19 protein-coding genes and 1 tRNA gene are annotated in these 25731 nt (G+C 39.0%); 10 read left to right on the top strand and 10 right to left on the bottom strand.

Features of this window, described 5'->3' with window-relative positions; all coding sequences use genetic code 11:
- Positions 1 to 249: 249 nt before the first annotated feature.
- The 7 genes from B9A18_RS12165 to murQ all read right to left on the bottom strand — a co-directional run bounded on the left by B9A18_RS12165 (position 250) and on the right by murQ (position 12404).
- Complete coding sequence (locus tag B9A18_RS12165; RefSeq protein WP_084289560.1) at positions 250 to 2793, bottom strand: hypothetical protein; 2544 nt, start codon at positions 2791 to 2793, stop codon at positions 250 to 252.
- 61 nt (positions 2794 to 2854) lie between these two features.
- Complete coding sequence (locus tag B9A18_RS12160; protein ID WP_084289559.1) at positions 2855 to 4597, bottom strand: RagB/SusD family nutrient uptake outer membrane protein; 1743 nt, start codon at positions 4595 to 4597, stop codon at positions 2855 to 2857.
- Between the two features lie 23 nt (positions 4598 to 4620).
- The gene (locus B9A18_RS12155) at positions 4621 to 7977 is read right to left on the bottom strand and encodes a TonB-dependent receptor (protein WP_159452652.1); all 3357 of its coding nucleotides are present in this window, start codon (positions 7975 to 7977) and stop codon (positions 4621 to 4623) included.
- A gap of 275 nt (positions 7978 to 8252) precedes the next feature.
- The gene (locus B9A18_RS12150) at positions 8253 to 9458 is read right to left on the bottom strand and encodes a FecR family protein (protein WP_084289557.1); all 1206 of its coding nucleotides are present in this window, start codon (positions 9456 to 9458) and stop codon (positions 8253 to 8255) included.
- Positions 9459 to 9566: 108 nt separating this feature from the next.
- A complete protein-coding gene (locus B9A18_RS12145; RefSeq protein WP_084289556.1) occupies positions 9567 to 10163 on the bottom strand; it encodes an RNA polymerase sigma factor in 597 nt (198 codons plus the stop codon).
- 158 nt (positions 10164 to 10321) lie between these two features.
- Positions 10322 to 11584, bottom strand: coding sequence for a sugar MFS transporter (locus tag B9A18_RS12140; protein ID WP_084289555.1), 1263 nt, complete (start codon positions 11582 to 11584; stop codon positions 10322 to 10324).
- Positions 11585 to 11594: 10 nt separating this feature from the next.
- On the bottom strand, positions 11595 to 12404 hold the full coding sequence (gene murQ / locus B9A18_RS12135) for an N-acetylmuramic acid 6-phosphate etherase (protein WP_084289591.1): 810 nt from the start codon (positions 12402 to 12404) through the stop codon (positions 11595 to 11597).
- 196 nt (positions 12405 to 12600) lie between these two features.
- Here murQ and B9A18_RS12130 point away from each other — a divergent pair, with 196 nt between their 5' ends.
- Together B9A18_RS12130 and B9A18_RS12125 are read left to right on the top strand one after the other, a co-directional pair.
- Positions 12601 to 13623 (top strand): GntR family transcriptional regulator, encoded by a 1023-nt coding sequence (locus B9A18_RS12130; protein ID WP_084289554.1) that lies wholly within the window; start codon positions 12601 to 12603, stop codon positions 13621 to 13623.
- A gap of 162 nt (positions 13624 to 13785) precedes the next feature.
- A complete protein-coding gene (locus B9A18_RS12125) occupies positions 13786 to 13992 on the top strand; it encodes a hypothetical protein (protein ID WP_084289553.1) in 207 nt (68 codons plus the stop codon).
- On the opposite strand, the gene B9A18_RS12120 is transcribed toward B9A18_RS12125, so the two are convergent.
- The 3 genes from B9A18_RS12120 to B9A18_RS12110 form a co-directional block, all read right to left on the bottom strand.
- Positions 13982 to 14055 (bottom strand) — tRNA-Arg (locus B9A18_RS12120). The genes B9A18_RS12125 and B9A18_RS12120 overlap by 11 nt on opposite strands.
- Positions 14056 to 14154: 99 nt before the next feature.
- Entirely contained in the window at positions 14155 to 14619 is a 465-nt protein-coding gene (locus B9A18_RS12115) for a redoxin domain-containing protein (protein ID WP_084289552.1), read from the bottom strand.
- 322 nt (positions 14620 to 14941) lie between these two features.
- Complete coding sequence (locus tag B9A18_RS12110) at positions 14942 to 15853, bottom strand: SDR family oxidoreductase (protein ID WP_084289551.1); 912 nt, start codon at positions 15851 to 15853, stop codon at positions 14942 to 14944.
- A gap of 219 nt (positions 15854 to 16072) precedes the next feature.
- On the opposite strand from B9A18_RS12110, the gene atpD reads away from it, so the two are divergent.
- The 8 genes from atpD to ilvC all read left to right on the top strand — a co-directional run bounded on the left by atpD (position 16073) and on the right by ilvC (position 25702).
- Positions 16073 to 17575 (top strand): F0F1 ATP synthase subunit beta, encoded by a 1503-nt coding sequence (gene atpD, locus B9A18_RS12105; protein ID WP_084289550.1) that lies wholly within the window; start codon positions 16073 to 16075, stop codon positions 17573 to 17575.
- Between the two features lie 115 nt (positions 17576 to 17690).
- Positions 17691 to 17933, top strand: coding sequence for an ATP synthase F1 subunit epsilon (gene atpC / locus B9A18_RS12100; RefSeq protein WP_084289549.1), 243 nt, complete (start codon positions 17691 to 17693; stop codon positions 17931 to 17933).
- 752 nt (positions 17934 to 18685) lie between these two features.
- A complete protein-coding gene (locus tag B9A18_RS12090; protein ID WP_084289547.1) occupies positions 18686 to 19576 on the top strand; it encodes a branched-chain amino acid transaminase in 891 nt (296 codons plus the stop codon).
- Between the two features lie 37 nt (positions 19577 to 19613).
- On the top strand, positions 19614 to 21311 hold the full coding sequence (ilvD, locus tag B9A18_RS12085) for a dihydroxy-acid dehydratase (protein WP_084289546.1): 1698 nt from the start codon (positions 19614 to 19616) through the stop codon (positions 21309 to 21311).
- 36 nt (positions 21312 to 21347) lie between these two features.
- A complete protein-coding gene (ilvB, locus tag B9A18_RS12080; protein WP_084289545.1) occupies positions 21348 to 23087 on the top strand; it encodes a biosynthetic-type acetolactate synthase large subunit in 1740 nt (579 codons plus the stop codon).
- Between the two features lie 9 nt (positions 23088 to 23096).
- Complete coding sequence (ilvN, locus tag B9A18_RS12075; RefSeq protein ID WP_084289544.1) at positions 23097 to 23708, top strand: acetolactate synthase small subunit; 612 nt, start codon at positions 23097 to 23099, stop codon at positions 23706 to 23708.
- Between the two features lie 10 nt (positions 23709 to 23718).
- Complete coding sequence (locus B9A18_RS12070; RefSeq protein WP_159452651.1) at positions 23719 to 24186, top strand: DinB family protein; 468 nt, start codon at positions 23719 to 23721, stop codon at positions 24184 to 24186.
- Positions 24187 to 24220: 34 nt separating this feature from the next.
- The gene (gene ilvC, locus B9A18_RS12065; protein WP_084289542.1) at positions 24221 to 25702 is read left to right on the top strand and encodes a ketol-acid reductoisomerase; all 1482 of its coding nucleotides are present in this window, start codon (positions 24221 to 24223) and stop codon (positions 25700 to 25702) included.
- Positions 25703 to 25731: the final 29 nt, after the last annotated feature.

Here is a 25731-nt window from a genome sequence, read left to right as displayed (position 1 = left end):
GATACTTTATCCAGCTTATCCTTTCAAGACGAACTAAAAAGCGACTATGTTTGTATTGGATCAGTAGAACCGTCGCACTCTTTATTTTGAGGCAATTATTTAGGTTCAACAGAAATTCACACAGGATTAAAGTGTTAAATCGGGGATTAACCAAAACTGTATTATTCATGTTGTTAGCCTCTAAGGCTATTTTAATCGAATTTATAACCAAACCCAATTTTTTAAAAAAACTGGGTTTGGTTACGGCATCTACTTTGCCGGCTGTGGCATTATTATAACTGGTTGTTTACCCGCTTTAATATATTGATCAAATCTTCTTTGATATTCTTGTAAAAAAGCCTGCTTTACCAACGAAAAACTTAGCGGCGCCGCCGGGATTCGCTTTTCATCTTCTGCTAAAAAGCCATTACTACCTTTTATGATTACAGGGTTTTCTTTGTCAGTCCAGTCCAGATTATTTTCTCTACGGTATGAAAGTAGTATTTGTTGGAAATTATCTTTCTGAGTATCTGGTTTATAGATCCATGAAATATTAATTTCCGTCACATCTGGTGAAAAAACCATGTATCCATTCTTCTCCTTGTATATTTTAGCGTTTGTTTTTACCTGTTTCAGCTCTACAAAATAAGGTATTGCGATTTTAATACTGCCGGGAGGTGTATGAAAATTACTTTTAATGCTAACAGTTGCACCCTGCTCTGTAAACTTCATATCAGCATTTATTTTCCCCATTTCTGTTAAGGCATTGGTTACACCCACATGTTCCCCTGTACGTACCCATGAAGGAGAAAGGACAGAAAAAAGATAAAGATTTCGTTCATTGTCGCGGATCCCTGCTTCGCCACCGTACTCCAGTAAAAGCATGTTCCTTAAAAGTAACCCAGTTTTAGCTGCTGCCCAGGCATGTGGGGCAGGAATTGGCCAGGGATCCATATTTGCCCAAGGTTCAACCATGTTTTCAAAACCTTCGTGTGTAGATCCATTATGAAGCAGTATATGATACATATCCAGAAGCGTTTGGCGCTGATCATTCAATATTAAATACTGATGAGCCTGATTAACCGTTTCATATTGATGCAGGTGCATCCCATTACGGTATGTCATTATTCCCTCCCGATATTTCTTTTTCCGAATCGTATCAACAGTAGCAATTACTCTTTTATCTGAGGGCTTAAGCACCTCGGTGGGATATACCAAGAGGTTATTCTCCCAGTCCTGATCCGTTCGATATTCCGCAAAACCCTTTCTTGCTTTTTCCCCAGTTATAAAATGATACAAGCCTGTCGGCACATATCCACCGGTATACCTGGTACTCACGTCAATTGCGGTAAGAATATTTTCTTTGTACCCCTCGTGAAACTTCAGCCATTTCTCAACATCCGCCTTTTCCTCAAGTATTCTGGCAACACGTATGGCATCACGAAGTGCAAGTAAACAATACAAATTATGGCTTGTGTAATAACCTTTGATCATTTCTGCATCGTAAGGTAAAGAAGGGGGCATCAAACCATATAGGTCTTTTGTATGTTTGTCTAACATCCACTGCACGGCTTTTTGAATATTTGGATATACGCTTCGGGCGTAGGCCGTATCCCTGGTATAAATTACATGATTGGCCATGCTAACCAGTGCCTGCCCATGCGAAGCCATGATGTCTTCTCCATGTGTAAGCACCGGATCTTGGAGGTAACCGTCTTTAGTTTGAAGGTCTTTCAGCCACTGTACATTCGGGGCAACAAATTCTGGCAATCCAGCCACATCATATAATCTTCTCATGTCAACATAGTCAATAAGAAAAAGATCATCATAGGGCAGTCCACTTCCCTGTCTTTTGGTTTTCTGATTGCGCGTAGCCAGTATAAGATGAACCAGACTTGCCTTGTAACTGTCTCTTACCCTTTTTTCTGGCACATACAATGATCCTCCTTTTCCAATCAGAGCTTTCCAATAGGCAATGGTTGATGTCCTTTGCTTTTTGAAAGAACTTTGATAAAAATTCTTCACAAGTGCCGAATCCTTTACCTTATCAAGCGGGTAAGCTGGCATCCAATACACAAATTCAACAGTTTGCCCAGGGCGGAGCAACTTCTCGGAAGTAGCCATTCCCGCGGCGGCAGAAGCATCAAGGTTCAATGAACCCGCCTTAAAACTTCCCTTATATACCTCTCCTGGAATAGATTGTAAAACTACCTTATCTGGATAAGCATAAATCAACTTTCCATCTCTCCACCACGCATTGTTCTTGCTTTCAAATAAAACATCTGCCCCAACAGGCCCCTTATGTGAAGATATTCTATGGTCAATACCAGCATATCGTGTCGCAGCCGATACAATCGCTTTCATAGCACGGTCAGAAGTATTTGTTACTTTTACCTGGACATACTGAATGGTGTTGGCTGCTCCCGCTCCTACTATTTCAGAACTAAACATTTCGGTTTCATACTTCAAACCCTTATCTGTAAAATCAAACTGGACGAGTGGTATCCACCCTTCATAAAAAGTTTTCTGTCTTCCCATAAAAGGCTTATAGTCTTCTCCATAAAAAAAACAGAGTTCGGCATCTTTGGTAACTATTGCACCGTCATAAGTAACCTGGATTGGCTGAGGCATAAAAGGTACTCCTATGACCGTTGTTGATTTTGGTGAATAACACCATTCTTTCGCTGGATCATTAATCTTTTGAATATCAACCATTGTGTTAGCCGACGCCCCATCTATAGCGCGTAAATCTTTCTGGGCGCGCAACTCCATGGTTCCTAAAAAAATGGCGGCAAATAAAAAGAAATATTTCATTTTAACATCGTTATCCGACTATTATAGCTGGGGTAAAATACTGTGACTATTAATACAAAATTTATTTCCAGAGCGAATGCTGCTTTAACGAACCGGTATAGCTGCTGTTTAAAGCACTTTGCGGTATTGGCCATACATAATACTTGGCACTGTTAAACACGCCAGTTGTCATTAACCTTCCACCGGTTGCACCGCTAGGTATATCAAATAATGCCTCTGTTGAAGAGTTGGTTAAACTAGTTCTTACATATATTTTATCCTGGTATCCAGCGAAGGATCCATCGGCATTAAATCTAGAAATATGCATGGAATAAAATGGTTTATTCTGAACCTGTTCGCCGATACCCCATCTTCTCACATCCCAATAGCGCTTTCCTTCTCCGACTAATTCTACCACTCTTTCATTACGCACCAATGCTCTTACATCGGCTTTGGAGGGATGTGTTGAAGCATTTACCAAAGGCATGCTCACCCGGTTCCGAACTTTTGAGATGGCTTCATAAACCTTTTCATCGGGTCCGGATGCTTCATTCTTTGCTTCTGCGTACATTAACAACAATTCGGCGTAACGATACACGATGTAACTGCCATACCCTCCAGCTACCGGATCTCTATCCCAGTATTTGATATTGATATAGCCCGAAACCGACGCATCTCTGGGGTTGAAGGTAGAAAGCATGTAATCCCTGTTATTAGCTACAGGATCAAGAGTATTGGATATCCATGTATCACTTGCATCAATAGTCGTTGCAACATTACCAGGATAAAGAATTGTATGTGTTAACCTTGGATCCCTGTTGGCAAAAGGGTGCAGAGGATCATATAAACTGCTTTTATTAATAGGCTTGCCATTCGTGCTTTCGTACATATCCACCAGTTCTTGCGTACCAAGAAAAGAGGCAATTCCTATTCCATCGTGCCTTGGGCGCCAGTTATAATTACTCGAACTTCCTGTTGCAATATTTTGTAACCTTACAAACTCTAATATTATTTCCTTTTGTGCATCAGCAGCTGCCTGATTGGCGGCTATAAAAAGTTTTGGATAACTTGTTGCAAGGCCATAGCCTTTTGCATCCGCTTCTGTTATTGCAGCAAGCGCAGCATCAGCCGCTACCTGATAGTTTGCACCGGTAACAGCTTCTTTATAACGGGAAGCAGTATACAAAAGCAGATCAGCTTTTAATGTTAATGCAGCAAGTTTAGTTAGCCTTCCACGCTCCCGATTAACAGGGCCTAAAGAAGGTAGATTGGCTACAGCATCATTCACCTGTTTTAAGGCTTCAGCAAACACCTCTTCTTTGGGTGACGATCCTATATCTGACTTATTAACCTCCAACACTTCTCTTACAATAGGTACATTCTCGTAAGCTCTGAACATCATGAAATAACGATAAGCTAACAAGTAATTCACCGAACCGGTATACAATCGCCTGGCTTCCTCTGTCATTGGTATATTCTTCACCTTATCAAAGAAAATATAGGCATTTCTAATTGAACTGTAATCCCAGTAAAAGGAAATACTGCCGGAAGTCGAATTAAAGCTTCCTAGAGAAAGATCGGTAAAAGCTGCATCTCCCCTCGCTGGACTTAAAGCATTCAGGTCAGAACAGAAATCAAAATTAGGAGTATTCATATTGGGTACCATACTGGAGTATAAGCCGTCTACAAATTGTTTAATATCCGATTCTGTCTGAAAAAAAGTACTAACGGTAACATTATTTAAAGGAGCTCTGTCTAAATATTTCTTACATCCTGGTGCAAATAAAAGAATGACTGAAATGACAATATAGAATAACTTTTTCATTGTCTTATGATTTTTAAATTAAATTAAAACGTAACTGATAAACCAAAGCTGATAACCCTTGGTTGACCAAAAAAAGCTGATCCGTCAGAAGTAAAATTCAAGACTGATTCCGGATCGATATTTTCTTTGTAACCTGGTGTAAGAGTGAATACATTTTCCATGGTAGTATTTAGCCTTACTTTTGAAAGTGCTAATCCTTTTGTAAATGCAACAGGCAGGGTGTATCCCAACTGTAGGTTCTTTACTCGCAAATAAGCAAAGTTTCTCAAATGATATTCATTAGGCGCACTAACTAATGTAGAATAAGAATTCGCAATCCAATTATTTTGAGTTAACCTGGGTTGATCCGCCCATTTATTGGGATTCGCTTCCGTCCAGCGGTTGTCATAATTTCCTTGCATTATCGCCAAACTAGCCCTTACACCCGTAAGATATGTACCCCCATTGTTCCGGAAATCCCAGCGTTGACCAACTCCACTAATCACTGCGGACAGATCAAAACCTTTAAATTCTAAGCCCATATTGAAGCCGTAGAAATAATGTGGTGTACTGGTTCTTTTATCACCTACCATATCGGCTGGTGTTAGTTTCCCATCACCATTTATATCTGTAAAACTAATGTCACCAGGCCTCGTCAATGAGGATATGAAGGCATGGTTATTAATTTCATTCTGGTCTACAAATAAACCGTTCGTTTTATACAGGTAGAAGTGATTGCGCGCTTCACCTTCATGCAAATAACTGCTGCCACTTAGTTGTACCAGACCATTGCCAAAGCGGGAATCAGTAGTTCCAATCCCTCCAAGGCTGATTACTTCATCTCTTGAGTCGGATAAATTAAACCCAACGAAATATTTTATGCTACCGATTTTGTCGCTCCATTTAATATCAAACTCAAACCCCCTGTTATTAATCACATAAGTATTCTGTACAGGGGCACTTGCTCCAAAAGTTGAAGGTACTGTGGGACTGCCTATGATACCCCTGGTCCTGTCATAAAAATAATCAAACGAGCCGGAAAGCCTGTTTTTAAAGAAGCCAAAATCCAGTCCGATATTTGTAGTCTTTTTCTTTTCCCATGTGAGCCCAAGATATGCAGGAGCACCTAATGTGGCTACAGCTGTAAGACTGTTTCCAAAAGCATATCTTCCTGCAGTAGAAACATTTTGAGCAAAAGGATAAAGAGATGTGCCTTGATTACCCAATTCTCCCCAGGAAGCACGTAATTTAAGATCGCTCAGAAAATTCACGTTCCGAAGAAAGTTTTCTTCAACAAGCCTCCACCCAGCTGACACGGAAGGAAACAATCCCCATCTCCTGTTTGGAGAAAAACGGGAAGAACCGTCATAACGCAGACTGGTTTCAAGCAGGTATTTATTTTTATATGCATAATTTAACCGCCCTATTACTGAAGCGATGGACCAGTCCGTTGCCGAAGAACTGCCGCTAATCTGGTTACCTGTACCTGTGGTACCAGCAACTTCACGTATTTCATTATTTGGAAACTGTGTTGCCGATGCCGAAATATTATCTGCACGCTGATCCTCCGATGTTACGCCTGCCATCATGGTAAGGGTATGCTCTTTCCATTGTTTGTTATAATCCAGCATAAGCTGATTATTAAGGTAAAGTGATTTTGACCAGGATTCAGATACACTCACATCTGCAATGTTGTACCCATAAATCACCCCGTCATTATTCCTGTACGGTATCTTTTTATTTATATTATTAAACGCACTAAAATTCATATTGGCAGCTGTGGTATACCTCAGCGAAAGGCCCTCAATAATTTTATATTTTGCGGTCAGCCCCATCCTCAACAAATCATAATCATATAACCCATTACCACCATTCTCTATCAAATATGCCGGATTGTTTCCCCACATGGTAGCATTATTATAATCCCCGTTAGCTAACCGAAAAGGTGTAGTAGGTATAGTCATCAATGAATTTCTTAAAATAGCATACGTATCACCAATCCCAGTGGCAGGTCGAGTTACATCTTCCTTGATGTAGGAAACATTGGTACTGATCTCTAGCCTTGATGTGGCTTTATAATTCAGGTTCAGTAAAAAATTCATCTTGCGATAATCATCATTGGCGACAAAGCCTCCCTGCTTAACATAACCTGCAGAACCATAAAAATTGAGTTTTTCAGTCCCCCCTTTAATATTGATGTTATGATTTTGCTGAATGGCGGATTTCTTAATCCAGTCTGCCCATTGCGAGTTTACCGGGAATTGAGTATCCGTGCTGTTATCATATTTTGCAATATCCGTTGCTGAAAAAACATCAGGCGACCCATCTAAATGCGCAGCCTCATTGTTGGCTCTCATCCACTCGGCCGTATTTAACAATTTATAATTGTTAAGTGGTCTATTTTGAAAACCTAGTATACTGGAAAAACTAACAGTTGGAGCACCAGAAGAACCTCTTTTGGTAGTGATAAGTACTACCCCACCGGTTGAGCGGGAACCATAAATGGATGCAGCTGCAGCATCCTTCAATATAGAAATTTGATCCACATCATTAGGATTTACATTATTAATGTCATCTACAATGCCATCAATAAGCACCAGAGGTGGATTACTTGAAAAGGTTCCCATTGAAGCTCCCCGGATATCAAAGGTAGAAGCCGCATATCCGGGCCTTCCTGTTTGCTGACGGATGTTAACTCCAGGAGTTAACCCCTGAAGTCCGGTAGACAATTTTGGGATAGAACGATTTTCAAGTCGCTCTGTATTTACTACAGTAATGGCGCTGGTAAGGTTAGTTTTTTTCTGTTTACCATAGCCAACCACCACTATTTCATCCAATTTGGCGTCACTTAGCTTTAAAACAATATTCCCTAAATCTTTACTTGCCTTTATTTCTACACCTACATACCCTACAAAAGAAATCTCCAGTATCGCTCCTTCATCAATTCCTTTCAATTGAAAGCTTCCATCTATATCGGTAATTACAGCCTTTCCGATACTTTTGACCTTCACAGATGCACCAGGAAGAGGTTTTCCTTCTGCATCTACAACTCTACCACGAATGTCGATATCGACATAAGCATCTTTATTATTATTAACGAAATCTCTTTTGTTTTTTGTCACAATGACTGTTCTATTTTCGATTTCATAAACTAAAGGTTGATTTTCGAAAGATTTTTTTAGAACCTCATTTAAAGGCACATTATTAAAATCGACGTTAATTCTCTTGAAGTTTCCAGCATCAATCCCTATCCAAAGCACATTATAGCCAGTTTGCTTTCTAATCGCGTTAAAAAGCTGAACCAGAGAAATATCATTTTGTTTAAGGGTTATTTTTTGTGCAAAGCCAGTTGCACTTACCTGCATAATGGTCGCTATCAATAAAACCATTGTTAGTTTCATAATCAATAGGATTTTTGGTAATAGTCGGTCAGGCCAACATACATTATTGGTGTAATTTTTATACATTTGGTTTTCTGTTTAGATTAAAAAAGGAATTCAACACTCGTTTTCGGTTTAATCAGATATTTAAATCAGGAGCGCTTGCTACGCTCCTGATTCTTTATATAATCACCGCTCTAATCTTGCACTAAGGCACTTTTTCAGGTTTTTTCATTTGGTTGGTTTAGTTTATTTGGTTAATTAATGAAGTTCCATCATCGTGTGAGTCTTCAGGTTTATTTTTTATTACTAATGATTATCGTTCTCCCCTTTATAGTAAATTGCATGCTGCCGGCTTTTTCGAACAGACTCAAAACTTCCGAAATTTTATCAAATCTCGAGATACTACCTCCAACAGTTAAAAGTTCAAGATTACGGTCCTGATACTGAACTTCTACATCATACCAGCGGGCTATTTTATTCATAGCAGTTTTTAGCACTTCATTGTCGAAAATAAAGAGACCATTTTTCCAGGCAACAGAATTTTCTGTATCCACTTTACGAACGACTAAGGCAGCCGATTCTGCTAGTATACCTTGTTCGCCTGGTCTGAGTTGAATACTACCATTGATTTTTACAGATCCTTCCAACAATGTAGTTTTTGTGATTGATTCATCCGAATAGCTGCTGACATTGAAGTGAGTACCCAGTACTTCCACAGACTGTCGGTTCGTTGTAACAATAAAAGGATGAGCCTTATCTTTAGCCACCTCAAAATAAGCTTCTCCACTTAATTCAACCTCACGTTTCCTAGTCCCACTAAAAGAAGTAGGATATTTTAATGATGTAGCTGCATTTAACCAAACTTTTGTTCCATCAGGCAAATTTACTTGATACTGCTCCCCATTTGCAGTCGAAAGGGTATTCATTTTATGATTATCCCGTTCATTTTGAGCTTTAATTTCATAAACTAACATTCCATCGTCAGCTTTCGTAATTACAACTCCAGCTTCATGAGCAAGCTCTCCTTTTACAGCTGCCGATAAAATGATTTTTTTTCCATTCGCCAGGGTTAAAGTTGCTTTATTGCTCCCTGGATTAATTTCATTTTGCTTAGCTAAGTCCTTGGATGAACCTGAGATCCTAGAATTGGTTAAATAATGGACTCCAATTGTACAGATCAGCAATATGGAGGCGGCAACTGAAATACGTACCCAAAGTAGTTTAATCTTTCTATGCGTATTTATTTCAGACATTTCAACAAACGACAATTGCTGTTTAATATTGATCAAAGCCAAACCCACATTTGCAGCAGCATAGATACGTCCCTGATTTTCCAAACTGGATTCATCAAGAACACTTTCAAATAGCTCTTTATTTTCAATGGAGGCCTCAATCCATTGCTCCAACTCTTTCAGTTCGCTACCATTGAGATCATTAAAAAGATACCCGCTAATTAGATCTGCAATGCGACTATTGTTATTTATATTTGGGAGCTCCATCGTTTATATATTTCATCAATTGTGTATATAACCGGATGCCTATTCGATTTGTCCAAAGAATTTATTTTTTTTTAAAAAATAACTCGAGGGGAATTAGCGGAGAAGATATTAAAACCCAATTCCTGGAAATAGGATAAGTGCAATAATCAGATAATCACTTTCGGATAGTTTCCGTTTTAATAAATTAAGACCCCTCATCTTTTGGCTATTTACCGTACTTACAGTAATCCCTAGTTCATCCGAAATTTCTTTTGGCTTTTTGTCCTCCTTGAAGGTCATATAAATAACCTTACGGCATTGTTCGGGCAAAGTATCTACCTGTGCGAAAATTCTGCTGATCACCTCAGCATGAATGATGTCTTTAAGGATACTTTGATCATCCATCGGTTCATTCGAACCTAATGAAGATTCGTACTTGCTCTTTACCTTCTCTTTTTCTAATTGCTTGAAACATGCGTTACGGACACAGGTATAAAGAAATGCTTTGATTTTGGAAAAACTATCAAAATCTGCTCTGCGATTCCATACAGCAATAAGACTTTCCTGTACGAAGTCTTGCCCTATTTCAGGCTGAGGTAGTATACGATTAGCATACACACATAATAAAGGATAATAACAAGTAAAAACCTGATCAAAGGCTTGCTCGCTCCCCGACAGGAATTCACGTAACAGCATTGGATTATCCTCAATATGAACAGATTTCATTAATATCCCTTTGTTTTTGCAACAGTCTATGATTGTTTACACATAGTTACATATTATCCAGATACGATCAAATTATTTTAACAAAAAGATTCCGGGATTGCTGGTGACGGCATTTCGGAATGAGGCGATTAGTGGAAGCGTTTTACTTCTCTCACTAGTCATCTTTTCCCATAAAGCCAATAATAAATATTAAACACATAGCAGGGGATAATTACCAGATAAGCTACCTGATTATTGCTATGGTGTGCAATCCACCCATAAATCAACGGCAGAATAGCACCTCCGGCAATGCCCATAATGAGAATTGCTGATGCACGACTCAAAGTTTTGCCCTTTAAACCTCTTAAAGCCTGTGGCCATATTGCCGGCCATAATAGTGCGTTGGCAAAACCAAGCAAGGCAAGGCAAACTAAAGACAGTGTGCCAGGTAAGAAAATGACCAGAAAGGCTAACATAATGGCTAATATATTCGAATAAAGAAATGCACTTTCCTGACTAATAAACTTAGGTATAAATACAGAGCCCAGCACATAACCAAACATCATCGCAGCAAGCGTGTACGAGGTAAGACCCTTAGCCACATCCAAGCTTAAATGATGATAGAGACCATAATTGCTGATGGTATCTCCTGCAATAACCTCTACACCTACCGTACAAAAAATCGCCATAAAGCCTAATGGGAAATTAAGCGTTTGTTGATGAGTCACAGACTTTTCCGCTGTTATATCGGATGAGCTTTCCACCTGAAGCTCGGGTAAATGGGCATATTTTAAAGCATATGCTATGATCAGTAAAATGACTGTTAATCCGCAATACGGCAAAACCACTTCATAAGCCAAGTCGTCCAGTCTCAATGATTTCTGACTAGGGCTCAGCGTTTGAAGTTCTGCCATTAATGAATCAGCGTTGCTCAGAATAATCGAACTAAGGACAATTGGCGCAATTACGCCTGCAAATTTATTACAGATTCCCATTAAACTAATCCGCTGAGCAGCCCGATCCGGTGGTCCAAGCAGAGTTATATATGGATTTACAGCAGTTTGCAGTAAGGTCATTCCTGCCCCTACAATAAATAGCCCGGTTAAAAAGATTGGATACAACCGCATTAAAGCAGCCGGAATAAACAGCGCACATCCAAATGCCATGACAACAAGCCCTATGCGCATCCCATTAATCATTCCCGTGCGCTGAAGCAGTTTACCGGATGGAATGGCCATTATAGTATAGGAAATGTAAAATGCAAAAGCTACCAGGTAGGCTTGCCATTCCTCCAATTCACAGGCGATCCTGAGGTAAGGGATCAAGGTTCCATTTACCCAGGTTAAAAACCCGAAGATAAAGAAAAACCCACCAATGATTGTGATTGGCCTTGCATACCCTCTACTTAGCCGCAGACTAATAGAAATATCCTTCTCTGTCATAACCAATGATTTATATTTTCCTTAAAGCCTGAGAAACGCTGCCATATTCCAGTAAAATAGCTTTTGCTTTATCATAATCAATGATACCTGCTTTCTCCATCAGCATCTTAGTACCTCTGTCTATCAGCTTTTTATTACTAATTTGCATGTTCACCATTTTGTTGTCTTGGATAAGGCCAATTCTGATCATCACCGCAGTAGAGATCATATTAAGAATTAGCTTTTGGGCAGTCCCACTTTTCATTCTCGTACTTCCCGTTAGAAATTCAGGTCCTACAGTTACTTCAATTGGGAAGTCGGCATGTTGAGCTACAGGGGAATTGGTATTACATACAATACAACCAGTGGTAATCCCATTTCTTCTTGACTCCTTTAAAGCGCCGATCACATAAGGAGTAGTTCCACTTGCAGCAATACCTATTACCACATCCTTTTCACTTACCTGATATTTCTGAAGATCCTGCCATCCCAACTCTTCTACATCTTCAGCATCTTCTATCCCAAATCTGAGTGCCTCATCTCCTCCAGCCATGATACCGATCACCTGATCAGCTGCAACTCCGAAAGTTGGAGGACATTCACTTGCATCCAGCACACCAAGTCGTCCACTGGTACCTGCTCCAATATAAAACAATCGACCACCGATACTCATTTTCTCCTTAATCAAATCCACAAGTAATCCCACTACTGGAATCACTTTTCTTACAGCAGCCGGCACGCCTTCATCTTCATGGTTAATGTTGTTGAGTATTTCTGTAGTTGTCATTTTTTCTAAGTGTCTGTAAAAAGAGGACATTTCTGTAACCTTATCTAAATTCATATAGTATACTTTATAATAATGAACTGGTTCATACTGGTTCATACATCAAGTATAGAAATAAATTATTGTAACTTCAAAAACAATAGCTCAATAATTATTCTTTAAAAAAGATAGACTAGCATGCACCAGATCATAAAACAACATTTACCTTTGGAAAATAATCTTAAAGCTTGTTATTGACAATCTAGACTGAACAATGGAAAACATACCTGGTAATACCTCTGTTATCACAATCAACAACAGCAACTCTTTACCTATTTATAAACAGATTATGCAATCTGTTCGGGAATCTATTTCATCAGGTAAATTGAAATTGGGAGACATGCTCCCTTCTGTGAATTCTATAGCTGCTGATTTTTCAATTGCCCGCGGGTCGATATTTAAAGCATTTGGCGAACTGCGCAACGCAGGCATCATAGATTCAATACCAGGAAAAGGATATTTTGTCACGAAATCAAGTCTACCTGCAGACAAAAACATTTTTTTGCTGATGAGCACATTTAACCCTTACAGGGAAATCTTATATAATGCATTCGTGAAACAAATAAAGGGTAGTGCTACTGTGGATATTTATTTTCATCACCATAACATTAAAGTCTTTGAAACCCTGATTAGTAATCATGCTGCTCATTACAATACCTTTGTAATTATGCCAGAAATACACAAACAAACAGAGCGGATACTAATGCAGCTGGATCAAAAAAAACTATATCTGCTCGATGCAGGAATGAAAGATTTTGGTGCTAAGTACCCGTTTGTTTGCCAAAACTATGAGAAAGACATCTATAACCTTCTTAAAACCCATATCATAAGGATAGAAAAGTATAAAAGGGTTGTACTTTTGTTTTCCAGTAATTCCAGATCGTACGAAATAATCACCGGATTCGAAAGTTTTGTCAAAGAGTACAAACTGTCAACTGAAGTCGTAAGGGATACAGAAAATTTCAAATTCAGGAAACATGACCTCTATATTACTACGGATGACAACGATCTTGTCCGTTTAATTCAAAAATCAAAATCTAACAATTGGAGTTTAGGAAGAGATATTGGAGTGGTATCCTACAATGAGACTCCTTTAAAAAGTGTAATTGCCGAGGGAATAACCACCATCACAAGTGACTTCGTAAAAATGGGGACAGATATGGCAAATATGATTATCAAAAACAAAAGAGAAAGCTTAGAAAACCCATTCTTGATCATTGATAGAAATTCATTTTGATCCAGATTCTGCACCTCTAGTGGATACTTGAGCTCTACCAATCACTCCAGATTCCCAAATGAGATTTGGTTTCGCAGTAGCGCTGCATAAAATCGCGTTTAAAGTACTTAACGTGTATATTCTGGAGAAGTTTGCAGCGAAAACCTAAAAAAACTAGATTTAATGTATCTGAACGCAGATGTTGTTGGAAAACGCCAGATGATGGGTTCGATATTTTATGAAAAGTGGACTTTTATCGACGGAAACCATCGAACCCCCAAAATCAATGAAGCCGTAAATCTTATCTATCAGATTACCAGCAATTTATGGTACAAAAAAAGAGGATTCAATATTACTAATAATACTGAATCCTCTAAAGTGCACTTGTAGGGATTCGAACCCCAAACCTTCTCATCCGTAGTGAGATGCTCTATCCAATTGAGCTACAAATGCATTTCCGTTTCGTTAACGGACTGCAAAAGTAGTATTTGAAATTGAATATACAAATATTATTTTCATTTTTTTTCAAATCCCTACCTTGCAAAACTAAGTTTAAGCTTCAACTGAGCGTTTAATTGCATCAAAATCAGGCATATCCGTCGCTACATCTAAAACTTCAGAATGAATAACTTTTCCTTCTTCATTAATCACAAAAGCTGCTCTTTTAGAAACTCCTTTCAGATTAAATACGAAATCTTCATAAAAAGCACCAAATGCCTGAGAGGTTTCTTTATTAAAATCAGAAAGTAAAGGGAACTGATACGATTGTTCTTCTTTGAATTTTGCCAAAGTAAAAGGTGAATCCACAGAAATACCTACAACATGTGCATTCATTCCTTCATAATAACCAAAGCTATCTCTCATTGTACACAGTTGTGCTGTGCATACGCCTGTAAAAGCCATTGGGAAGAAATGAACTACGAGTTTCTTTCCTTTATAATCAGCTAATGAAACTTCTTTCAACTCTGAATTGAACAATGTAAAATCTGGGGCTTTGTCGCCAACTTGTAAGGCCATATCAATATATTTATTAGGTGTACTATTAATTATCTTCCCAAACTTAAATAATTATAGACAGTTTACTCAAGACCAAAAAAATAAAACAGATTTTGTAGAGAAAACAGATTTAACAAAAAAAACGATCATATTTGTCAAAAAAACATTTAAATTTAAGCAATAACAACATGATAGACAGCACATTCCGGTATAACTCCCTATAGCAAGTCCATGGTAAGTCCATGTCTAGTCCATGTCAGGTCCATGTTTTACCGTAAAAAGCTGGATTTACCATATACATGCTTTTCATTTAAGCTGGATTTACTATTAAGGATAACTGAACTTAAGCTAAGCGCAGTCTCAATTGTTGATCAACAATCGCCAGGCCTTCTTCAAAACTACGAGGATTATAACCCAGATCAGCAATTGTCTTATCTAATATAAAGCCAGTACGAACCGGCCTTTTTGCAGATTGGTTTAAACTTTCAGAACTGATCTCATGAGTCAGACTTCTATCCAAGTGCCAAAAGTCTGCTACACGGCCTACTAATTCTGAAATACTCATCATATCCTTGCCCGAAACATTGTAAACACCATGAGCGCCTTTTTCAACAGCAAGCAAACAACAATCAGCCAAATCTTCGGCCAGGGTAGGCATTCGCCACTGATCATTTACAACATTGATCGGATCTCCCTTTTCAAGCGCCCCCTTTGCCCATAATACAATATTGCTCCGGCTCATATCACTTACAATACCATACACCAGAATGGTTCGTAATATAGCCCAACGGCACTTAGAGGTTTTAATTACTTCTTCCGCTTCAAGCTTTGTAACGCCATAATAACTTAATGGATTAGGAGCTGCCAGTTCGTCGTACGGACCATGAGCCCCATCGAATATAAAATCGGTAGACAAGTGAACCAGCTGTATGTTATGTTGTTCACAAAGTGACACCAATGTTTTAACTGCAGTTACGTTTAATTCGTAAGCCAATTCCTTTTGCGCTTCGCAAGTATCCACATTGGTCATTGCTGCCGTGTGGATAATAGCATCAGGCTGGTATTTTTCAACAACACTACGCACATTATCAGGATCAAGAATATCCATTTCAGCGTAGGTATAACCCTCCTGAACAGGATAACGATTCTCCCCTTTTGAAGTAGCTATTAAATTAAACTGCTTGGTTTCCAGTAATCGCTCTGTTAATTTCTGACCTAAAAGTCCGTTGCTGCCTGTTACTAGTATTGTTCTCATAAGAATGTTAATGTCTTTATTTACAACTATAAAGCCCCGTAAAACGTTAATTTTCGCACTGCTTTTATATCTGCTAAAATACCATTTAAAAAACTGTTGAAAAACTTTTTATTTATATATACAATTCTTGTATAAAAATTTTAACTTTGCAAACCGAATTGTAGGCTTATAAAAGGGCCTTTAACAATTTGATATTTATAATTTTACCCAAAACAATATATGCCTAACATTGGAAAAATAGCGCAGATTATAGGACCGGTAGTTGACGTGAGTTTTGCTGACGATGCTCATTTACCTCAAATTTTCTCTGCATTAGAGATTGAAAAAGAAAACGGACAGAAGGTCGTTTTAGAAGTTCAACAACATCTTGGTGAAGACCGCATTCGTGCAATCGCTATGGACTCTACCGATGGTTTAGTTCGTGGAATGAAAGCATTGGACACTGGAGCTCCTATCAAAATGCCTGTTGGCGATCAGATTAAAGGTCGTTTATTCAATGTTGTTGGTGAAGCTATTGACGGCATCAACGCAGTTGATAAAACTGACGGTAGACCAATTCACAATGCTCCTCCAAGATTTGAGGATCTATCAACTGAAACTGAAGTACTTTTTACAGGTATTAAAGTAATCGACTTATTAGAGCCTTACGCTAAAGGTGGTAAAATCGGATTGTTCGGTGGTGCGGGTGTTGGTAAAACCGTATTGATTATGGAATTGGTAAACAACATCGCGAAAGCATATGCTGGTTTATCTGTATTCGCTGGTGTTGGTGAGCGTACTCGTGAAGGTAATGACCTTTTACGTGAGTTTATCGAGTCAGGTGTAATCAACTATGGTGACGAATTCCTACATTCAATGGAAAAAGGTGGATGGGATTTGAGTAAAGTTGATACTCATAAATTAAAAGAATCTAAAGCTACATTGGTGTTCGGTCAAATGAACGAGCCTCCTGGTGCGCGTGCACGTGTTGCCTTATCAGGATTAACTGTTGCTGAATATTTCCGTGATGGTGATGGCGAAGGCGCTGGAAAAGACATCCTTTTCTTCGTTGACAACATCTTCCGTTTCACTCAGGCAGGTTCTGAGGTATCGGCACTATTAGGTCGTATGCCTTCAGCGGTAGGTTACCAGCCAACTTTGGCAACTGAGATGGGTTTAATGCAAGAGCGTATTACTTCAACTAAACGCGGTTCAATTACATCTGTTCAAGCTGTATATGTACCTGCGGATGATTTAACTGACCCGGCTCCGGCAACAACATTTGCCCACTTAGATGCAACAACTGTATTATCTCGTAAAATCGCTGAGTTAGGTATCTATCCTGCAGTAGATCCATTGGATTCTACTTCACGTATCCTTTCTCCTGCTGTTTTAGGTGATGAACACTACAATACTGCTCAACGCGTAAAAGAAACTTTACAACGTTATAAAGAACTTCAGGATATCATCGCCATCTTAGGTATGGACGAGTTATCTGAGGAAGATAAATTGGTTGTATCACGCGCTCGTCGTGTTCAACGTTTCTTATCTCAACCTTTCCACGTTGCGGAGCAATTTACAGGATTAAAAGGTGTATTGGTTGACATCAAAGATACTATCAAAGGATTTAACATGATCATGGATGGTGAAGTTGATGAATACCCTGAAGCTGCATTTAACCTTGTAGGTAGCATCGAAGAAGCAATCGAAAAAGGTAAAAAATTATTAGCTGAAGCTAATTAGTAATTAGCTGTTAGCACTTGATATTTAGGCAAAATGCATCCCGCAAATTGCCTAAATACCAGGTATAAACACTAAATACTTAAATCTGATTAAGGATACCAAAGTACGAACAACAATGACACTAGAAATATTAACACCAGACAAGAAAGTTTTTGAAGGCGAAGTAACTGCGGTTACTGTACCGGGAACTATGGGCTCGTTCCAGATTTTGCACGACCATGCTCCTATTATTTCTACTTTGGAGGATGGCCCCGTAATTATTAAAAGCAAAACCGGCGATAATACCTTTATTATTAAAGGTGGTGTGGTTGAGGTCTTAAAAAACAAAATTATTGTTTTGGCCGAAGGGGTTGCTTAATATTTTATCATACAATATTGAAAGCCCTTTGAAAATTCAAAGGGCTTTTTTTATGAGCTGATATTTTTTAGCGCTTCGTCATCCTGAGCCCGAAGAAGCTGCGAAGTATGCTACTGAAACCATCATAAGCATACCGCTTACAAACAGCAATGAACCGAGCTTGCGAGTTCTTGAACGCAAGAATCAATCAATGCTACGTGAAAAATATGCTTATGATAGCTTCATAACCTTTAAAAAGAAAATATATACTAATGAAAAATTCAGCATCTTAAACATAAATGTGATAACCAATAAAAACATGATTTTGATCAAGTTTTTTAGCCTCTCACTCAGTTTTAGGAAGAAATTACTCAAAATTACAATGCAAGCATAAAGCCTATACCGAATACCGAAATCATATTTGGTATAGCAACAACCAATCAACATACCAATAAGTATGGTTTTAGCAAATTAAAATCTGTATATTTAAAATAAATCAAAATTATATTTTTTTTCAATTATTTTTCAGCAGCTATTGGAACTTTAGATAGCAACTACTAAATTGGATTTATAAAGCAACAACAAATAAAGAGAAAGATGAACCGTTCAATTACCGTCTTATTTAATGTCATTATTAACATTATTCTTCTTCTGATTCTTCAGAAGGATAAGGCGCTGTAAATGAGTATTTAATAAAAAAATATACGCAAGCGCCCCCCAAAAGTGGCGCTTTTTTAATGGAAAAATACCTAACAAAACATACCTAGAACCAAATGCAATATTTCAATTCAAATACAGTGCTTTATTTAAACGGCCAGTTTCAAAAAGCAACTAACACGACTGCAGATATTTACGGGCAGTCATTACATTATGGCTATGCTGTATTTGAAGGAATAAGAGCATACAACACGCATAATGGTACCAGGGTTTTTAAAGCCCGTGAACATTTCGAACGTTTAAAGCGTTCGGCCGAATTGGTTCATATCCCCTTCAATTGGGATGTAAATGACCTGATCAAACAAACCTATAGGTTGCTGGAATTAAACAATTTGAAAAATGCTTACATCAGACCGCTAATCTTTTGTTCGCCTAACATGTCGCTGATTGGGGGAACCAAACCATCCATCATGATCTGCGCATGGGAATGGGGAGCTTACCTTGGAAATGAACAGTTAAAAGTTTGCATTTCAAGTTACGAAAGACCAAACCCTAAATCGACACAAATAGAGGCTAAAGTCAGCGGTAACTATGTAAATTCTATATTGGCCACAACCGAAGCTAAAAGCAAAGGTTTTGATGAAGCATTATTATTGGACATGAACCAGAATATTGCAGAAGCTCCTGGTGCCAATGTATTTATAGAAAAGAATGGAAAATTGTTTACTCCTCCATTAGGAAACATTTTACCAGGCATTACCCGTGCTACCGTAATAGAACTATGCCGGATTCTGGATATTGAAGTAATAGAAAAACATTTAACGGTAACTGACTTGAAACATGCCGACAGTGCCTTTTTCTGTGGTACTGCTTCTGAAATTGCCGGAATAGCTTCAATCGATGAATATAAATTCCCAATAAGATGGGTAGATACCATTGGTGCAACTATACAACGTACTTATAAATGCCTGGTTTTAGAAAAACAGAACTACGAAGTAATCATATAATAAAACACACTTAAAAAAAACGACCTAACCACATATTATGTCACAAACACCAGAAATTAACCGTTACAGTAAAACTTTTACACAAGACCCTACACAACCAGCTGCACAGGCGATGTTGTACGGAATTGGATTGACCAAAGCAGATATGGATAAAGCGCAGGTCGGTATTGCCAGCATGGGATATGATGGAAATACCTGCAATATGCACTTAAATGATCTGGCTCAAATTGTAAAAGAAGGTGTCTGGAACAATGATATGGTTGGTTTAACCTTTGGTACCATCGGCGTAAGTGATGGTATGTCTAACGGTACAGACGGCATGCGTTACTCATTGGTATCCAGAGATGTAATCGCAGATTCTATTGAAACCATTTGTGGTGGACAATATTATGATGGTTTGATTACCGTTCCTGGCTGCGATAAAAACATGCCCGGATCGATCATGGCAATGGGCCGTTTAAACCGCCCGTCTATCATGGTATACGGTGGAAGTATCCACTCCGGAAAATATAAAGGTGCCTCATTAAATATAGTATCTGCTTTTGAAGCTTTAGGCCAAAAATTAGCAGGTAATTTAGAAGAAGAAGATTTCCAGGGGGTAATCAAAAACGCTTGTCCGGGAGCCGGTTCATGTGGCGGTATGTATACTGCAAATACTATGGCTTCGGCAATTGAGGCTTTGGGTATGAGTTTACCTTACAGTTCCTCTTATCCTGCCACAAGCGACGAGAAAAAGAAAGAATGTACAGATGCCGGAAAATATATCCGCATTCTGTTAGAAAAAAACATCCTTCCTTCTGATATCATGACCGACAAAGCATTTCACAATGCAATTGTAACCGTTATCGTATTAGGTGGTTCTACCAATGCGGTATTGCACTTAATTGCAATGGCTAAATCAGTTGGTTTGAGCTTAAAATTGGAAGATTTCCAAAGAGTTAGCGATAGTACTCCGGTATTAGGCGATTTAAAACCAAGCGGAACTTACTTAATGGAAGATCTGCATGAGATTGGTGGTGTACCGGCTGTATTAAAATATTTATTAAAAGTTGGATTGATCCATGGTGATTGTTTAACCGTTACCGGTAAAACTTTAGCGGAAAATGTTGCAGAAGCAATCGACCTGGATTTTGATACTCAAAAAATCATTTTCCCTGTAGAAAACCCGATCAAAGAAACTGGTCACCTGCAAATGCTTTATGGTAACCTCGCGCCAAAAGGTTCTGTAGCGAAAATCAGTGGTAAAGAAGGTGAGAAATTCACCGGTCCGGCACGTGTATTTGATGGAGAGAAATCTCTTATGGCCGGTATCCAGAGTGGAAGAGTGAAAAGCGGAGATGTAGTGGTAATCAGACAGGTTGGTCCTAAAGGAGCGCCTGGTATGCCGGAGATGTTGAAACCTACTTCATTGATTATTGGCGCAGGCTTAGGCAAATCGGTAGCATTGATTACAGACGGACGTTTCTCTGGTGGAACACACGGTTTTGTAGTTGGTCACATCACACCTGAAGCTTGGGATGGCGGAAACATTGCCTTGGTACATGACGACGACGTCATCACCATTGATGCAGTGAATAACTCTATAGATGTTCACCTTACGGATGAGCAACTGGCTACCCGCCGAGCGGTTTGGACACAGTTGCCACCACCCGTCACCAAAGGAGTACTCTACAAATACCTTAAACAAGTAAGCGATGCCAGTGAAGGCTGTGTTACTGATGCCTACACTGATTAAACCAATTTAAAAACCTCATTACCTAAAAATAAAACAATGGATACAGCACAAGAGGAAACAACCACCTTAACAGAACCAAAGAAGACGATCAACGTTTCGGGTTCGGTAGCTTTATTGGAAGGATTAATTGCAGAAGGTACCGATACCATCTTTGGTTACCCAGGCGGTGCGATTATGCCTATTTATGATGCGTTATACGATTATAAAGATAAATTAAAACATATTTTGGTGCGCCACGAACAAGGTGGTACACACGCAGGTCAGGGTTATGCCCGTACCTCAGGAAAAGTTGGTGTTGTATTTGCCACCAGCGGTCCCGGAGCAACGAACCTGGTTACCGGTTTAGCTGATGCTCAGATAGACAGTACGCCAATGGTTTGCATTACCGGACAGGTTTATGCGCATTTATTAGGAACTGATGCTTTCCAGGAAACTGACGTGATCAATATCACTACTCCCGTAACCAAATGGAACTATCAGATTACTGATGCTACCGAGATCCCAAGTGTATTGGCTAAGGCTTTTTATATTGCACGTAGCGGCAGACCAGGTCCGGTATTGATCGATATCACAAAGAATGCCCAGTTGCAAATGTTCGACTATGAAGGTTATACCCCTTGTGACCATGTTCGTAGCTATCGTCCAAAACCACTGATCAGAAAAGAGTATATCCAAAAGGCTGCCGAGTTGATCAATTCAGCAAAAAAACCTTTTATATTATTTGGTCAGGGAGTTTCGCTTGGATATGCTGAGCAAGAATTTAAAGCCTTCGTAGAAAAAACAGGAATTCCTGCAGCATGGACAATTTTAGGTGCAGGTGCGATTGCAACTGATCATCCATTAAACGTTGGGATGTTGGGTATGCATGGTAACTACGGTCCTAACGTACAAACCAATGCTTGCGATGTATTGATTGCCATAGGTATGCGTTTTGATGACCGCGTAACCGGTCGTTTAGATAAGTATGCCAAACAAGCTAAAGTGATCCATTTGGATATTGACCCTGCTGAAATTGATAAAAACGTAAAAGCTGATGTTCCTGTTTGGGGAGATTGCAAAGAGACTTTACCGCTTTTAACTGCCTTGGTAGAAGAAAAAACACATCCAGAATGGTTAGCAGAATTCAGAGCTTTTGATAAAACAGAGCAGGAAGTTGTCATTCAAAATGAGTTACATCCGGGAACCGGAGAATTAACTATGGGTGAGGTAATCAACCAATTAAATGAGTTAACTAAAGGTGAAGCTGTTGTTGTAACCGACGTTGGTCAGCACCAAATGGTGACTTGTCGCTATGCTAAGTTTAACCACACCAGAAGCAACATTACCAGCGGTGGTTTAGGAACAATGGGCTTTGGTTTACCAGCAGCTATTGGTGCTAAATTTGGTGCTCCAGACCGTACAGTGGTTGCTGTAATCGGTGATGGAGGTTTCCAGATGACCTTACAAGAGTTAGGTACCATTATGCAGAGTGGCGTTGACGTGAAGATCATGATCTTGAACAACAGATTCCTGGGCATGGTTCGTCAGTGGCAGCAATTGTTCCACGATAAGCGTTACTCATTTGTTGACATCACCAGTCCGGATTTTGTAAAACTTGCTGATTCGTATTACATCGCCGGAAGAAAGATCTCTGAACGTGATGAACTGGTTGGTGCATTAACAGATATGCTTAACCACAAAGGTTCATACCTTTTAGAAGTAATGGTTGCCCAGGAGCACAACGTATTCCCGATGGTTCCTCAAGGTAGCAGTGTAAGTGAAATCAGACTTAAATAATTAAAGATCATGAGCCAGGATACAGAATTAACCGGAAAACAGGAATTTACGATAACCGCATACACTGAAAATCAGATTGGTATATTGAATCGTATTGCCATTATATTTTCGAGAAGAAAAATAAATATAGAAAGCCTAAACACCTCTCCTTCTGAGATTGAACACATTCACCGCTTCAACATCGTGATACACGAAACAGAAGAAGTGGTACGTAAACTTTGCCGTCAGATAGAAAAACAAATTGAAGTATTGAAAGTATACTACAATACCAATGAGGATATCATCTGGCAGGAACTTGCGCTTTACAAAGTACCGACCGATATCGTTGCAGAACGTGCTCCAGTAGAGCGATTGCTTCGCGAGTATGGTGCTCGTGCGGTAGTGATCCGTAAAGATTATACCGTGTTTGAAGCTACTGGGCACAGAGAAGAAACGGATAAACTGATTGAAGTTTTACAGCCTTACGGATTGATTGAATTTGTCAGAAGTGCAAGGGTAGCGATCATCAAAGACAGTGAAGGATTTAACGCTAAACTCAGAGAGTTTGAGCGCAAAGATCCGGGACATGATGTCATTGAAAACGAATACCTGGATAAAGAAAAGAATGTATTTAGCATGTAACACTTTTAAGATGGAATACCTTTTAAATATTACAAGACAAACGAGAGAAAACTTCATCAAGCTGATCGAAACATCAACTGTTGAAGAACTGAACGAAATTCCGGCAGGTTTTAACAACAACATCATCTGGAACTTCGGACATATCGTTTCTAGTCAGCAAGGTTTATGCTACCGACTGGCAAATGTTCAGCCTGTAATTGACAAGCAATATATATTGCCTTACACAAAAGGAACCAAACCTGAAAAGTTTATTGATGCCGAAGAAATAAACACACTAAAGGAATTGATGCGCAGTACTATCGATCAGCTCGAGGAAGACTTGAAGAATAACAAGTTTCTGGACTACAATGCTTTCACGACCGCTTACGGTGTAGAAGTAAAAAGTAATGCTGAGGCTGTTCAATTCTTTGTAGTACATGATGCCTTGCATTATGGAATTGCATCGACACTTAAAAAAGTGATCAATAACAATAAATAAAAGAACCTTAAATAATCAAAAAACTATAAAAAAGATGTCAAATTATTTTAACACATTACCTCTTAGAGAACAACTTAACCAATTAGGCGTTTGCGATTTCATGGATAGCGCTGAATTTCTGGACGGCGTAAATGTCTTGAAAGGAAAAAAACTGGTAATTGTTGGTTGCGGTGCACAAGGCCTTAACCAGGGTTTAAACTTAAGAGATAGTGGTTTAGATGTTTCTTATGCTCTGCGTAAGGAGGCTATTGAAGGCAAAAGAGATTCATGGAAAAATGCTACAGAAAACAACTTTACTGTAGGCACTTATGAAGAATTAATTCCAAATGCTGATGTTGTGATTAACCTTACTCCTGATAAACAACATACTTCAGTTGTAAATGCAGTGATGCCTTTGATGAAAAAAGGCGCTACTTTATTATATTCTCATGGTTTCAACATTGTTGAAGAAGGCATGCAGATCCGTAAGGACATTACCGTAATCATGGTTGCGCCAAAATGCCCTGGTAGTGAAGTAAGAGCTGAATACGTAAGAGGATTTGGTGTACCTACCCTAATTGCTGTACACCCTGAAAATGATCCTGATGGGAAAGGTTTAGCACAAGCTAAAGCTTACTGTGTTGGAACTGGTGGCCACAGAGCTGGTGTTTTAAAATCATCTTTTGTTGCTGAAGTAAAATCTGATTTAATGGGCGAGCAAACTATCCTTTGCGGATTATTGCAAACAGGCTCTATCCTTTCTTTCGATAAAATGGTTGAAAAAGGAATTGATGCTGGTTACGCTTCTAAATTGGTTCAATATGGTGTTGAGGTAATTACTGAAGCCCTTAAACATGGTGGTGTAAGCGGCATGATGGACAGATTGAGCAATCCTGCAAAAGTTAAAGCTTTTGAGATTTCTGAAGAATTGAAAGACATCATGCGTCCGTTGTTCCAAAAACATCAGGATGATATCATGAGTGGTGAGTTTAGCAGCACGATGATGGCAGACTGGGCAAATGGTGATAAAAACTTATTGGCATGGCGCGCAGAAACAGGTGAAACTGCTTTTGAGAAAACTCCTGCCGGTGACGTTAAAATTGCTGAGCAAGAATACTTCGACAACTACACTTTAATGGTAGCTTTTGTGAGAGCTGGTGTTGAATTGGCGTTCGAAACTATGGTACAGGCAGGTATCAAACCTGAGTCTGCTTACTATGAGTCGTTACACGAAACTCCATTGATCGCTAACACCATTGCGCGTAAGAAATTATTCGAAATGAACCGTGTGATCTCTGATACTGCAGAATATGGTTGCTATTTATTTGATCAGGCTTGTAAACCATTATTGGCTGACTTCATGACTAAAGTTGATACTGATTTAGTAGGTAAAAACTTTAATGAAGGTAAAGATGGTGGTGTTGACAACAGAACACTGATTGCAATAAATGAAGTACTTCGTTCACATCAGGTTGAAGTTGTTGGTGCTGAATTAAGAAAAGCAATGACCGCAATGAAAACAATCAAAACAGCATAATTATTAAAATAAAGTCGCTGCATTATTAA

It is taken from the genome of Pedobacter nyackensis (genome assembly GCF_900176505.1).
Taxonomy (GTDB): domain Bacteria; phylum Bacteroidota; class Bacteroidia; order Sphingobacteriales; family Sphingobacteriaceae; genus Pedobacter; species Pedobacter nyackensis.
This window is presented reverse-complemented; position numbering and strand designations above follow the sequence as displayed.